This is a genomic window from Terrabacter terrae, from assembly GCF_039529575.1.
In the GTDB taxonomy this organism is placed as follows: domain Bacteria; phylum Actinomycetota; class Actinomycetes; order Actinomycetales; family Dermatophilaceae; genus Terrabacter; species Terrabacter terrae.
This window is the reverse complement of the sequence record NZ_BAAANB010000021.1, coordinates 965,877-979,310: the sequence shown is the minus strand read 5'-3', so window position 1 is coordinate 979,310 and position 13,434 is coordinate 965,877. Positions and strand designations below refer to the sequence as shown.

Annotated in this window: 12 protein-coding genes; 5 read left to right on the top strand and 7 right to left on the bottom strand. The window is 69.4% G+C overall.

Features of this window, described 5'->3' with window-relative positions; all coding sequences use genetic code 11:
* Window position 1: 1 nt before the first annotated feature.
* The 5 genes from ABD194_RS14660 to ABD194_RS14640 all read right to left on the bottom strand — a co-directional run bounded on the left by ABD194_RS14660 (window position 2) and on the right by ABD194_RS14640 (window position 5,666).
* Window positions 2-796, bottom strand: coding sequence for an ABC transporter permease (locus tag ABD194_RS14660; protein ID WP_343992619.1), 795 nt, complete (start codon window positions 794-796; stop codon window positions 2-4).
* Between the two features lies 1 nt (window position 797).
* A complete protein-coding gene (locus tag ABD194_RS14655) occupies window positions 798-1,733 on the bottom strand; it encodes an ABC transporter permease (RefSeq protein ID WP_343992617.1) in 936 nt (311 codons plus the stop codon).
* 1 nt (window position 1,734) lies between these two features.
* Window positions 1,735-2,859, bottom strand: coding sequence for an ABC transporter ATP-binding protein (locus ABD194_RS14650; RefSeq protein ID WP_343992615.1), 1,125 nt, complete (start codon window positions 2,857-2,859; stop codon window positions 1,735-1,737).
* Entirely contained in the window at window positions 2,859-4,106 is a 1,248-nt protein-coding gene (locus ABD194_RS14645) for a polyamine ABC transporter substrate-binding protein (RefSeq protein ID WP_343992613.1), read from the bottom strand. Before ABD194_RS14645 ends, ABD194_RS14650 begins: the two co-directional genes overlap by 1 nt.
* 111 nt (window positions 4,107-4,217) lie before the next feature.
* Window positions 4,218-5,666: a gamma-aminobutyraldehyde dehydrogenase gene (locus tag ABD194_RS14640; protein WP_343992611.1), complete on the bottom strand. Its 1,449-nt coding sequence runs from the start codon at window positions 5,664-5,666 to the stop codon at window positions 4,218-4,220.
* Window positions 5,667-5,779: 113 nt separating this feature from the next.
* Between ABD194_RS14640 and ABD194_RS14635 the strand changes: the two genes are divergently transcribed.
* The 4 genes from ABD194_RS14635 (at window position 5,780) to ABD194_RS14620 (ending at window position 9,153) form a co-directional block, all read left to right on the top strand.
* On the top strand, window positions 5,780-6,283 hold the full coding sequence (locus ABD194_RS14635; protein ID WP_343992609.1) for an Lrp/AsnC family transcriptional regulator: 504 nt from the start codon (window positions 5,780-5,782) through the stop codon (window positions 6,281-6,283).
* Window positions 6,280-7,719 carry an aspartate aminotransferase family protein gene (locus tag ABD194_RS14630; RefSeq protein WP_343992607.1) on the top strand — a complete coding sequence of 480 codons (1,440 nt, stop codon included), beginning with the start codon at window positions 6,280-6,282 and terminating at the stop codon, window positions 7,717-7,719. The genes ABD194_RS14635 and ABD194_RS14630 overlap by 4 nt, the downstream gene beginning before the upstream one ends.
* A gap of 180 nt (window positions 7,720-7,899) precedes the next feature.
* Window positions 7,900-8,673 carry a hypothetical protein gene (locus ABD194_RS14625; protein WP_343992605.1) on the top strand — a complete coding sequence of 258 codons (774 nt, stop codon included), beginning with the start codon at window positions 7,900-7,902 and terminating at the stop codon, window positions 8,671-8,673.
* 108 nt (window positions 8,674-8,781) lie between these two features.
* Window positions 8,782-9,153 carry a VOC family protein gene (locus ABD194_RS14620; RefSeq protein ID WP_343992603.1) on the top strand — a complete coding sequence of 124 codons (372 nt, stop codon included), beginning with the start codon at window positions 8,782-8,784 and terminating at the stop codon, window positions 9,151-9,153.
* Window positions 9,154-9,218: 65 nt separating this feature from the next.
* On the opposite strand, the gene ABD194_RS14615 is transcribed toward ABD194_RS14620, so the two are convergent.
* Window positions 9,219-10,157, bottom strand: a complete 939-nt coding sequence (locus ABD194_RS14615; RefSeq protein WP_343992601.1) for an AEC family transporter — start codon at window positions 10,155-10,157, stop codon at window positions 9,219-9,221.
* Window positions 10,158-10,238: 81 nt separating this feature from the next.
* Here ABD194_RS14615 and ABD194_RS14610 point away from each other — a divergent pair, with 81 nt between their 5' ends.
* Window positions 10,239-11,354 (top strand): LOG family protein, encoded by a 1,116-nt coding sequence (locus tag ABD194_RS14610; protein WP_343992599.1) that lies wholly within the window; start codon window positions 10,239-10,241, stop codon window positions 11,352-11,354.
* A gap of 157 nt (window positions 11,355-11,511) precedes the next feature.
* On the opposite strand, the gene ABD194_RS14605 is transcribed toward ABD194_RS14610, so the two are convergent.
* On the bottom strand, window positions 11,512-13,431 hold the full coding sequence (locus tag ABD194_RS14605) for a propionyl-CoA synthetase (protein WP_343992597.1): 1,920 nt from the start codon (window positions 13,429-13,431) through the stop codon (window positions 11,512-11,514).
* Window positions 13,432-13,434: the final 3 nt, after the last annotated feature.

The window sequence follows — 13,434 nt, the reverse complement described above, 5'->3', positions numbered from 1 at the left end:
CTCACGCCACCTTGCGGGAGCGACGGCCGGCCAGCACCTGGCCGGCGATGACCACGACGAGGGCACCGAGGAACATGACGGTCCCGATCACGTTGATCTGCACCGGAGTTCCTCGTTGCGCGGCGCCCCACACGTACATCGGGAACGTGACCGACTCGGGGCTCGCGTTGAAGTTGGTGATGATGTAGTCGTCGAAGGAGAGCGAGAAGGCCAGCAGCGCACCCGCAGCGATTCCCGGGAGCACGAGCGGGAAGGTCACCTTGAGGAAGGTCTGCAGCTCGTTGGCGTAGAGGTCGGCGGCGGCCTGCTCGAGACGCGGGTCGAGTGAGGCGACTCGGGCCTTGACCGTGACGATGACGAACGACAGGCAGAACATGATGTGCGCGATGAGGATCGTCGTTCGGCCGGTCGGGACGCCCATGGCGATGAACAGGGTGAGCAGGCTCGAGCCCATGACCACCTCTGGCGTGGCCATCGGCAGGAAGATCAGCAGGTTGGTGCCCGAGCGGCCCCGGAACCGGTAGCGCCCCAGGGCGAAGGCCACCATGGTGCCGAGGACCGCGGCAGTCAGGGAGGCGATCACACCGATCTGAAGGCTCAGTCCCACCGACTGGCACATGCCCGGGACGCCGCACACGTTGGTCCAGGCGTCGAGGGAGAACTGGTTCCACTCGTAGTTGTAGCGCCCCGCCGGCTTGTTGAACGAGAAGACGATGACGACGAGGTTCGGGAGCAGGATGTAGACCATCACGAGGATCCCGACGATGATCACGAGGTTGCGTCTCAGCCACGCCATGTCAGACCAGCTCCTCGGTGCCGGCCCGGCGGACGTACGTGACGACGAAGGCCACGATCACGAGCATCAGGATGAAGCTCAGGGCCGCCGCCGTCGGGTAGTCGAGGACGCGCAGGAACTGCGCGTCGATGACCTGCCCGATCATCACGGTGCGGGTGCTGCCGAGCAGCACCGAGTTGATGTAGTCGCCCGCGGCCGGGATGAAGGTCAGCAGGGTGCCGGCCACGACGCCGGGCAGCGACAGCGGCCAGATGACGCGTCGGAACGCCTGGAACGGCGAGGCGTAGAGGTCGCCCGCCGCCTCGACCAGTCGGTGGTCGAGGCGCTCGAGGTTGGCGTAGAGCGGAAGCACCATGAACGGCAGGAAGTTGTAGGTCAGGCCGCAGATCACGGCGAAGGGCGAGAAGAGCAGCTGGTCGTTGTTGATCAGGCCGACCGTGCGCAGCACCTCCTTGAACCCGGAGAGCAGGAAGTCGGTGTGCGTCCGCAGCGCCACCTGCGCGAGGAGGCCGTTGTCGCCGAGGATCGTCTGCCAGGCCAGAGTCCTGATGAGGAACGAGGTGAAGAACGGGGCGATGACGAGCACGAGGAGGATGTTCTTGTACCGGCCCGAGCGGTGCGCGATGAACCACGCGAGCGGATAGCCCAGGGCCAGCGTGGCAAGGGTGGCGACCCCGGCGTAGACGAGCGAGCGCAGCATCTGTGGCCAGTACGTGGACAGGGCGTCGGCATACGTCGCGAAGTTCCACGTCATCGTGTAGCCGTTGTCCACGTCGCCCGTCTGCAGCGACTGCGAGCCGAGCGAGATCATCGGCACGACGAAGAAGACGACGAGCCAGAGCATGCCCGGGACGAGCAGCAGGTAGGGCACCGTCGCCCGGCGGCGGGCTCGACGGGGTGCGGTCACCGGCGCCCCGGTGATGGTGGAGACGGCCATCTCACTCGTCCTCGACGTGCTCGGCCCCGGCGTCCGCGTCCTGCGACGCATCGAGCGCGAAGCTGTTCTCGGGCACCCACCCGAGCGTGACGTTTGAGCCGAGGGCAGCACGCGGCATACCGTCGTTCTGCTGGACCACGGTCAGCTCGCGGCCCCACGGCATGGCGACGAGGTACTGCGTCGCCACGCCGAGGAAGGACACGTCGGTGATCTCCCCCTTGAGCGTGTTGAGGCCTGTCGTCTCGGCGGAGTCGGCGAGGATGCGGACCTTCTCCGGCCGGATGCCCAGCCACAACTCCGCACCACTGCCCGGGAGGCAGGAGGCGGGAAGCGTCATCGGTATGCCGTGCACGTCGAGGGAGGCGGTCTGTCCGGTGACCCTGCTCACCGTGGCCCGGAGGAGGTTCGACTGCCCGAGGAAGTTCGCCGCGAAGGTCGACTCCGGCTTCTCGTAGAGCGTGCCGGGGTCGCCGACCTGCTGGAGGCGCCCGGCGTTCATCACCGCGATCGTGTCGGCCATGGTCATGGCCTCCTCCTGGTCGTGGGTGACGTGCACGAACGTCAGGCCGACCTCCTGCTGGATGCGCTTGAGCTCGATCTGCATCTGGCGGCGCAGCTTGAGGTCGAGCGCGCCGAGCGGCTCGTCCAGCAGCAGGACGTCGGGGCGGTTGACCACGGCACGCGCCAGGGCGACGCGTTGCTGCATGCCACCCGAGAGCTGGGTCGGCTTCTTGCGCGCCACCTGCGCGAGCTCGACCAGCTCCAGCGCCTCCATGGCCTTGGCCTTCCAGTCCCGGACGCCCCGGCGCTTGAGGCCGAACGACACGTTCTCGAGGATGTCGAGGTGCGGGAAGAGGGCGTAGTTCTGGAAGACCGTGTTGACGTTGCGCTGGTAGGGCTTGGTCGAGGTGATGTCCCGGCCGCCGATGGAGATGGTGCCCACCGTCGGCTGCTCGAGGCCGGCGACCATGCGCAGTGTGGTCGTCTTGCCGCAGCCCGAGGGCCCGAGGAGGGCGAAGAACGAGCCCTGCGGGATGGTCAGGTCGATGTTGTCGACCGCGGTGAACGTGTCGTAGGTCCTCGTGACACCGGAGAGGACGAGGTCACCGCTCGTGCGCTCGGCCATCAGCCGGTCACCAGCGCCTGGAACTTCTTGTTGTACTTGGTCTCCTCGGCGGCGGTGAGGCCGCGGAAGACCTGCGCCCGCGACATCGTGTCGGCCGACGGGAAGATCAGCTGGTTCGAGGACACGGTCGGGTCCAGCTTGTCGAGCACCTCCTTGGTGCCCTTGACCACGGAGATGTAGTTGACGTAGTCGACGACCTGGGCCATCACCTTCGGGTCGTAGTAGTAGTTGATGAGGCGCTCGGCGTTCTTCTTGTGCTTGGCCAGCGCCGGGATGACGAAGTTGTCGGACCACAGCGTGCACCCGGTCTGCGGGAGCGTGTAGCCCAGGCTGGGGTTGTCGGCCCGCAGCTGCACGACGTCCCCGGTCCAGGCGAAGCAGGCGGCGGTGTCGCCCGATGCGAGCGGCTTGGTGTAGTCGTTGCCGGTGAAGCCCTTGATCTGACCCGCGTCCTTGGCCTTCTGCAGCTCGGCGATGGCGGCGTCGAAGTCGGCGTCGGTGAAGCTGTCGATCCTCTTGCCCATCGCCATCAGCACGAGGCCGACCGTGTCGCGCATCTCGGTGAGCAGCGTGACCTTGCCCTTGAGGCTCGGGTCGGTGAGCAGCTGGTCGACGGACTCGATCTTCTTCCCACCGGTTGCCTTCGGGTTGAAGGCGATACCGGCGAAGCCGCTCTGCCAGGGGAGGGAGTAGAGACGGCCGGGGTCGAACGTGACCTGCTTCAGGGAGTCCTCGAGGTTCGTGTGATTGGGGATGTTTGCGAGGTCCAGCTTCTGGACGTAGCCGTTGCGGATGAGCCGGGCCACCATCCAGTCGGTGCTGCACCACACGTCGCGGCCGGTGTCGCTGCCGGCCTCGAGCAGCGGGCGGACCTTGGCGTAGAACTCGTCGTTGTCGTTGTAGTCCTCGGTGTAGTTGACCTTGATGCCCGTCTCCTTGGTGAAGGCATCGAGGGTGGGCCGGGCCTTGGTCTTGTCGTTCACGTCGATGTACGCCGGCCAGTTGGACCAGTTGACGACCTTCTCGGTGTCGGACATGTCCTTGGCGGCGGCTGCCGTCTTGGCCGCGGCCGTGCCGCTGCCTCCAGCCCCGGTCGACGGGTTCTTGCCCGCCGAGCCACACGCCGCGAGGAAAGCGGCTGCGCCGACGCCGGCGGCTCCCATCATGGCCGAGCGGCGCGACACCAGCCCGCGCATCAGGGCGGCCCGCAGGTGCGGGTCGCCGGTGTCGAAGCTCTTGTCGTTCATGTCAGTGACTCCAGGGATCGAGGGGGCCGTTGTGGAGGAATCGACGCTGACCCGGGTGGTGCTGGTCGGTGCTGCTGGTGGGTGACGGGGCGGGTGGGCCGCCGACACCGGTCAGGACTCGATGTTGGCCATGACGTGCTTGATGCGCGTGTAGTCCTCGAGGCCGTACATGGACAGGTCCTTGCCGTAGCCGGAGTGCTTGAAGCCGCCGTGCGGCATCTCGGCAACGATCGGGATGTGCGTGTTGATCCAAACGCAGCCGAAGTCGAGCTTGCGGCTCATCCGCATGGCGCGGCCGAAATCCCTGGTCCACACGGACGAGGCCAGGCCGTACTGCACGCCGTTGGCCCAGGCCAGCGCCTCGTTCTCGTCGGTGAACTGCTGCACGGTGATGACGGGGCCGAAGATCTCGCTCTGAATCTGCTCGTCGTCCTGGCGCAGTCCGGCGAGCACGGTGGGCTCGAAGAAGTAGCCCTCACCGAGCCCGTCGGCACGGTGGCCGCCGGCGACGACCTGGGCGTGGTCGGGCAGGCGGTCGATCATGCCCGAGACGTGCGCCACCTGGTTCGGGTTGTTGACCGGGCCGAAGAGTGCGTCGGCGTCGTCCGGCATACCGACCTTGGCGGAGCCCTTGGCGTAGTCGGCGAGCGCGGCGACGAAGTCGTCGTGGATGCGCGGGCCGGCGAGCACCCGCGTGGCCGCGGTGCAGTCCTGGCCGGCGTTGAAGTAGCCGCCGACCGCGATGCCCTCGACCGCGGCCTCGAGGTCGGCGTCGTCGAAGACGACGACCGGTGCCTTGCCGCCGAGCTCGAGGTGCACGCGCTTGAGGTCGCGCGAGGCGCTCTCTGCCACCTGCATGCCGGCCCGCACGGAGCCGGTGATGGCGACGAGCGCGGGAGTGGGGTGCTCGACGAGCATGCGCCCGGTCTCGCGGTCACCGGTGATGACGTTGAAGGTGCCCTCGGGCAGGAACTCCGAGGCGAGCTCGGCGAGCAGCAGCGTGGTCTCGGGCGTGGTGTCGGAGGGCTTCAGGACGATCGTGTTGCCCGCGGCGAGCGCCGGGGCGATCTTCCACATCGCCATCATCATCGGGTAGTTCCACGGGGTCACCTGGCCGACGACGCCGATCGGCTCGCGGCGCACGAAGGAGGTGTGGCCCTTCATGTACTCCCCCGCCGACTTGCCCTCGAGCACCCGGGCCGCGCCGGCGAAGAACCGCAGCTGGTCGAGCATCGGCGGCACCTCCTCGCTCTCGGTGAGGGCGTGCGGCTTGCCGGTGTTCTCGGACTCGAGACGGATGAAGTCGTCGGCGCGGGCCTCGATCGCGTCGGCGAACTTCAGGAGCGCGGACTGCCGTTCGCTGGGCGTCGTGTCGCCCCACGTCTCGAAGGCCCTGGCGGCGGCGGCATACGCCATGTCGACGTCGGACTGCGAGCTGACGGGGGCCTTGGCGACCACCTGGGCGGTCGAGGGATCGACGATGTCCGTGGTCGCGTCGGTCTCGGGGTCGACGTACTGGCCACCGATGAAGTTGCGGAGCTGGCGCGGCTGGGAAGTCATGCCGGAATGCTAAACACAGACCTTCGCAATCAGGAAGGGTTGTTGAGATAAATCTTCGGAATCCGTTGTGGCGGCACTTGCCAACATCGTGTTCCACAGGTCAGTATCGGCGCATGACGACCATCCGAGGCGTTGCGAACAACGGGAGCGACGGGCACAGGAAACCCTCGGTCAACCTGGACGAGGTGAGCAAGACCATCATCGAGCTCCTCCAGCACGACGGCCGCAAGTCGTATGCGTCGATCGCCCAGCAGGTGGGCCTGTCCGAGGCCGCCGTGCGCCAGCGCGTGCAACGGCTCCTCGACGCCGACGTCATGCAGATCGTCGCGGTGACGGACCCGCTGCAGGTGGGCTTCCAGCGCCAGGCGATGGTCGGGCTGCGCGTGTCCGGTGACATCACACCGGTCGCGGACGCCCTGTCCGGCATGGAGGAGGTGGCCTACGTCGTCACGACGGCGGGCAGCTTCGACGTGCTGGCCGAGGTCGTCTGCGAGAACGACAACCACCTGCTCGAGCTGCTCACAACCCGGATCCGGGCCCTCCCCGGCGTCACGGCCACCGAGACGTTCGTCTACCTGAAACTCAACAAACAGCTCTACAACTGGGGTACACGATGAGCATCAACCCGAACCAGATCTGGGAACCCAGCTCCGACACGAGGACGCCCACGGGTGCCCTCCACTCGGAGGCGGCCCGGGACCACCTGTGGATGCACTTCACGCGCCACTCGGTGTTCGAGGAGAAGGAGGCGGGTGGCCTCGGCCACTCGGTCCCCATCATCACCAGGGGCCAGGGCTGGAAGATCTGGGACGACCGCGGCAACGAGTACATCGACGGGCTCGCGGGCCTCTTCGTCGTCCAGGCCGGTCACGGCCGCGAGGAGCTGGCCGAGGCAGCGGCCAAGCAGGCCAAGGAGCTCGCCTTCTTCCCGCTCTGGAGCTACGCGCACCCCAGGGCGATCGAGCTGGCGGAGCGCCTGGCGAGCCACGCGCCGGGCGACCTCAACCGCGTCTTCTTCACCACCGGTGGCGGCGAGGCCGTCGAGACGGCCTGGAAGCTCGCCAAGCAGTACTACAAGCTGACCGGCAAGCCGACCAAGCACAAGGTCATCTCCCGCGCCGTCGCCTACCACGGCACCCCGCAGGGCGCCCTGTCGATCACCGGCATCCCCGCGGCCAAGGAGATGTTCGAGCCGCTCGTGCCGGGGGCGCACAAGGTGCCCAACACCAACATGTACCGCGCACCGGAGCACCTGCGCGACGACGAGAAGGCGTTCGGGCGCTGGGCCGCCGACCGCATCGCCGAGGCCATCGAGTTCGAGGGCCCCGACACGGTCGCCGCCGTCTTCCTCGAGCCGGTGCAGAACTCCGGCGGCTGCTTCCCGCCGCCGGCCGGCTACTTCGAGCGGGTCCGCGAGATCTGCGACGAGTACGACGTGCTCCTGGTCTCCGACGAGGTCATCTGCTCCTTCGGCCGCATCGGCTCGATGTTCGCGTGCGACGACTTCGGCTACGTGCCCGACATCATCACCTGCGCCAAGGGCATGACGAGCGGCTACTCCCCCATCGGGGCGATGATCGCGAGCGACCGCCTCTTCGAGCCGTTCAAGCACGGGACCACCTACTTCCCGCACGGCTACACCTTCGGTGGCCACCCGGTCTCCGCGGCCGTCGCCATGGCCAACCTCGACATCTTCGAGCGGGAGGGCCTCAACGACCGCGTCAAGACCAACGCCCCCGTCTTCAAGGCGACCCTCGACAAGCTGCTCGACCTCCCGCTCGTCGGGGACGTACGCGGTGCCGGCTACTTCTACGGCATCGAGCTCGTCAAGGACAAGGCCACCCGCGAGACGTTCAACGACGCGGAGTCCGAGCGCCTGCTGCGCGGCTTCCTGTCCAAGGCGCTCTTCGACGCCGGGCTCTACTGCCGCGCGGACGACCGCGGCGACCCGGTCATCCAGCTCGCTCCGCCGCTGATCATGGGGCCCGAGCAGTTCGACGACATCGAGTCCCGCCTCCGGTCGGTCCTCGTCGAGGCCGAGAACCACCTCTGACCGAGTGCCCAGTGCCTGCGTATGCCGTGGGCGCGCAGGCCACGAAGCCACCCGTTCGCGGGTGGCTTCGTGCTCTCGAGCCGCGGAATCCTGAGGAGCGCACCTTCGGAACGCTGGGCCCGGGCGTTCGTTGGGGTAGGTGGGGGGTGACTGCGACGCCGACGCACAAGGAGCACGACCATGGGATTCCTCGACCGGCTGCTGGGCCGTGAGCCGCTGCAGCAGCAACGCCCACAGCAGCCCCAGCAGCCGCCCACCGGGCAGCCGTATGCCGTCCCGCCGCCCCGCGGCGGCGCGTCGAGCGAGGACGAGCGCGCGATCGCCCGCTACAAGTACCTCCTGCGCACCGCCGACCCGGAGGACATCGAGCGCGTCCACACCGAGGCGTTCGCCAAGCTCTCCCCCGAGCAGCGCCAGATGGTCCTGCAGCGCCTGACCGAGGACCTGCCGCAGGGCGAGCGCCCGCGCAGCGACGAGCCGGCCGACCTCGCACGCAGCGCGACCCGCGCCGAGATGTACCGGCCCGGCTACCTCCAGGGCGCCTTCGCCGGCGGCCGTTTCGGTGGCATGGGTGGGATGGGCGGCATGGGCATGGGCGGCATGTTCGCCGGGTCCATGCTCGGGACCATCGCCGGCGTGGTGGTGGGCTCGGCCCTCGCCGACATGATGCTCGACGGCTTCGACTCCTCGCCCGAGGCGCACGAGATGGGCGACACCGGCGACTCCAGTTCGGGTGACTCGGGTGACTCGGGTGACTCGGGTGACTCCGGTGCCGCGGACGCCGGCGACTCCGGTGGTGCCGGCAGCTTCAGCGACGGGGCCGACGTCGGCGGCGGCTCCGACGTGGCCGGTGGCTCCGACTTCGGCGACTTCGGTGGCGGCGACTACGGTGGCGGCGACTACGGGGACTTCGGCGGCGGGGACTTCGGCGGGGGCGACTTCGGCGACTTCTGAGGCAGGGCCCGTGGTCGGCGGCCGGTCGTTGTCGGGATTGTCCAAGACGGACCTGCGGACAGCGGCGACGCTGGGGGTGTCACCGTCCTCCGACGAAAGGCGCCCCCCATGGCCATCGCCGCCCTGAAGATGATCACCCTCGACAGCTCCGACCCCAGGCGCGACGCCGCCTTCTGGTCGACCGTCCTCGGCTGGGAGGTGGCTCACGCCCAGGACGAGTACGCCATGCTGACAGGTCCGGCCGGGAGCGCGCTCGGCATCGGGCTGGTCGACGACCACGAGCCGCCCACGTGGCCGAACGAGCACGGCACCAAGCAGTTCCACCTCGACCTGGCCGTCGACGACCTCGAGTCGGCCGCTGCGGACTGCGTCGCAGCCGGCGCCACCCTCCCCGACGCGCAGCCCGGTGAGACGTGGCGGGTGCTGCTCGACCCGAGCGGCCATCCCTTCTGCCTCACCCAGGCCGCCAACTGGGGATGACGCGCCTCCCCACTCGGCTCCGCGTCGACACAGGACTCGAGCCGAGCTCGCGGCCCTGTGTGCGTTCAGACTCCGGCGAAACCGTGGAAGAGCGCTGCGATGACGAGGATGACGGGCACGGACGCGAAGGTGCTCACGAAGATGACGTCGCGAGCGAGATTCACCTCGCGGCGGTAGCGGACGGCATACGTGAAGATGTTCTGCGCGGTGGGCAGCGCCGCCGTCACGACGACGGCGAAGAGGGCCTGCCCCCGCAGCCCGAGCGCCAGGCCGATGCCCAGCGCGATGGCCGGCATCAGGACCGTCTTGAGGGCGACGATGGTCCACACGTGCCCGGCCGAGCGGCCGGTCGCCGGGCGCGGGCCGCGGCGCAGCGAGATGCCGAACGCGACGAGCATCGAGGGCACGGCCATCGCACCGAGCAGGTCGATCGGGGCCGCGACGAAGCGCGGCAGGTGGATGCCGAACACCGCGATGAGCAGGCCCGCGACGGCGCCGAGCGTGATCGGGTTGCGGAACATCCGGCCCAGGCTGCGCCCGAGCGTCGGCCGCTCACCCCGCGCATCGCTGTCGAAGAGCGCCATGTAGACCGGCGTGATGAGCAGCAGCTGCATGAGCAGCGTCGGGGCGACCCACGCGACGTCCCCGAGGACGTAGAGCGCGATCGGGATCCCGAGGTTGCCCGCGTTGACGTAGGCGGCCGAGAGGCTCCCGATCAACTGTGAGCCGAGCGACCCTGCGGCCCAACGCAACCGGGCGACCACCACGTAGACGGCCACGACGAGGACGAAGGCGGCCAGCGACGTCACGAGGTTGGCCGACAGCACGGCGTCGAGCGGGGTGCGTTGCATGACGGTGAGCAGCAGCGCCGGTGAGGCGACATAGAACGCCAGCCGGGAGAGGTTGACCTGGGCCGAGTCGTCGAGCACCCGGCGATCGGCGAGCACCCAGCCGACGGCGACGATGACCGCGATCGTCGCGAACCCCTCCAGCACCCCGACCATGGGCCAGATCCTTGCAGCGGCACGGTTCGCGACGATGGCCGGGTCCGCATCGTGGCAGCGACGGCCGGGCAGGATGACGGCATGGAGATCGAGACGCTCGACGAGCTGGACGACCACCTCGCCTCAGGCGCGAGCCTGCGCGGGCTCCGGCTGCAGGACCTCGACCTCACCGGCTACGGAGAGCAGCTGGCGGCGCGCGGCGACCTCACCGGCCTCGTCGTCCTCGGCGGCACCGTCCCCCTGGGCGTCGCCGAGCTGCTGCTGGCACGCGGCGCCATCCTCTTCCCCGGCATCGCCGACACGCCGGTGGACCCCTGGCGGGGGCTCTACCTCGCCACCGACCTCTACGACGGTCTCGAGAACGGTTACGCGCACACGTGCGACGCCAGGACGTACGCGTGGTTCGTCGACGCGCGCCTGCGCACCGACGCGTACTGCACCCTCGTCCGCGCCATCCACGACGACTCCGTCACCGACGAGCTGGACGAGTTCGTCTTCGGCCGCTCGGTGGTCGGGATCATGGGCGGGCACGCGCTGCAAAGGGACTCGGCGGCATACGCACGAGCCGCGGGCCTCGGTCACCGGCTCGCCGAGGAGGGGCACCTCGTCGCGACGGGCGGCGGACCCGGCGCCATGGAGGCCGCCAACCTCGGGGCCCTGTGTCGCACCCACGAGGCGCTGGAGGAGGCGCTGGGCCACCTCGCCGCAGTGCCGGGCTTCCGGTCCGACGTCACCGCGTGGGCCAGGACGGGCCTGGCAGTGCGTCGAGCCGTCGTCGGGGACGAGCCGCAGCCGCCGTCGGAGACGTTGGGGCCGAGCGCACGCTCCCTCGGCATCCCCACCTGGTTCTACGGGCACGAGCCGCCCAACGTCTTCTGCGACGTCATCGCGAAGTACTTCTCCAACGCGATCCGCGAGGAGGGCCTGCTGGCGCGGTCCAACGCCGGCATCGTCGTGCTCGACGGCGCCGCCGGCACGGTGCAGGAGATCTTCCAGGCCGTGACACCGCTCTTCTACGCCGCGGAGGGGGCGCCGCTCCCGCCGCTCGTGCTCGTCGGACGGGAGCACTGGACCGAGCGCATGCCGGTGTGGCCGGCCCTCACGGCGATCGCTGCGGGCCGCCCCATGGCCCAGGCGATCCACCTCGTCGACTCCATCGACGGGGTGCTTCCCCTCCTCGCCCCACCTGCTCGCTGATCAGGTCGCCCCGCAGCACACGCGCGCGCCGTGGCGCACTTTCAGGCCGATCCCGGGCCGGAACCTCCGTGGACATGCGCCGTGGCGCACTTTCGGGCGGGGATCCCGGGCCGGAACCCCCCGTGGAAGTGCGCCGTGGCGCTGGAGGCGGCGGCGGTCAGGCGGATGGGGCGCGCAGGACCGGCGTCAGCGTCTCGAGGACCGCGGGGTCCTCGATCGTCGCGGGCACCGCCGGCGTGTGCCCGTCGGCCAGCTCGCGCATCGTCTTGCGCAGGATCTTCCCCGAACGCGTCTTGGGCAATGCCCCGACGATGTCGACCTGGTGCAGGGCGGCGACCGGCCCCACCTCCGAACGCACCCGGGCGACGAGCTCGCGCTTGATGCGGTCGCCGTCGCCGTCGGCATCGATGCCCGACTTGAGCACGACCAGCGCGCGCGGGACCTGGCCCTTGAGGTCGTCGTGCACGCCGATGACGGCGCACTCGGCGACCGCCTCGTGGCCGGCGAGCGCCGCCTCCAGCGACCCCGTCGACAGACGGTGACCGGCGACGTTGAGCACGTCGTCGGTGCGGCCCATCACGTACAGGTAGCCGTCCTCGTCGAGGTAGCCGCCGTCACCGGTGAGGTAGTAGCCGGTGTATGCCGAGAGGTAGGAGCTGACGTAGCGGTCGTCGTCGCGCCAGAGCGTGGGCAGCGTGCCGGGCGGCATCGGCAGCTTGATGCAGATCGCGCCCTCGATCCCCGGGGCGACCGGCTCACCGCTGCCGTCGAGCACCTGCACGTCGTAGCCCGGAACGGCGACCGTGGGTGACCCCGGCTTGATCGGGAGCAGCTCGATCCCTTTGGGGTTGCTGGCGATCGGCCACCCGGTCTCGGTCTGCCACCAGTTGTCGATGACGGGCTTGCCCAGAGCCGCGGACGCCCACTCGTAGGTGTCCGGGTCGAGCCGCTCCCCCGCGAGGAAGAGCGCGCGGAAGTGAGAGAGGTCGTGCTCGGCCACCTTGGACGCCGTCGAGTCCTCCTTCTTGATGGCGCGGAATGCCGTCGGCGCAGTGAAGAGGCACACCGCCTGGTACTCCTCGATGACCCGCCAGAACGCGCCGGCATCCGGCGTGCCGACCGGCTTGCCCTCGTAGAGAACCGTCGTCGCCCCGGTCAGCAGCGGGGCATAGACGATGTAGGAGTGCCCGACGACCCAGCCGACGTCACTGGCGGTGAACATCGTCTCCCCCGGCGCGACGTCGTAGAGGTTGGCCATCGACCAGCGAAGGGCGACGGCGTAGCCACCGCTGTCGCGGTAGATCCCCTTGGGCTTCCCGGTCGTGCCCGAGGTGTAGAGAATGTAGAGCGGGTCGGTTGCCGCCACCGTGACGCAGTCCGCCGCGGGCGCATCGGCGTAGACCTCGTCCCAGGTCATCTCCTCCCAGTCGGTGTCGCGCTCACCCACCGCCGCCGGCGACTGCTCGCGCTGCAGGACGATGACCGACTCCGGCTTGTGGCTGCTGCGCCGGAGGGCCTCGTCGAGCATCGGCTTGTACTCGACGACGCGGGACGGCTCGACCCCGCAGCTCGCGGAGACGACGACCTTGGGCTCGGCGTCCTCGATGCGTGCGGCGAGCTCCTGGGGGGCGAAGCCGCCGAAGACGACGGAGTGCACGGCGCCGAGGCGCGCGCACGCGAGCATCGCGACGACCGCCTCCGGCACCATCGGCATGTAGATGACGACCCGGTCGCCCTTCTCGACACCCAGACCCTCGAGGGCACCGGCGAAGCGCGACACGCGGTCGAGCAGGTCGGCATACGTGAGCGTCGACTTCGTCCCCGTCACGGGCGAGTCGTAGTGGATCGCCGCCTGCTCGCCCCGCCCGGCGAGGACGTGGCGGTCCAGGGCGTTGTGGCAGACGTTGAGCTCGGCATCGGGGTACCACCGGTAGAACGGCGGCCGCGAGTCGTCGAGGATGCGACGGGGCGGCGTCACCCAGTCGATGCCGGCCGCCGCGTCCCGCCAGAAGGTCTCCGGGTCCCGCAGGCTCGCGTCGTAGATGCCCTGGTATGCCGTCGCAGCGCCGTCGCTCATGGG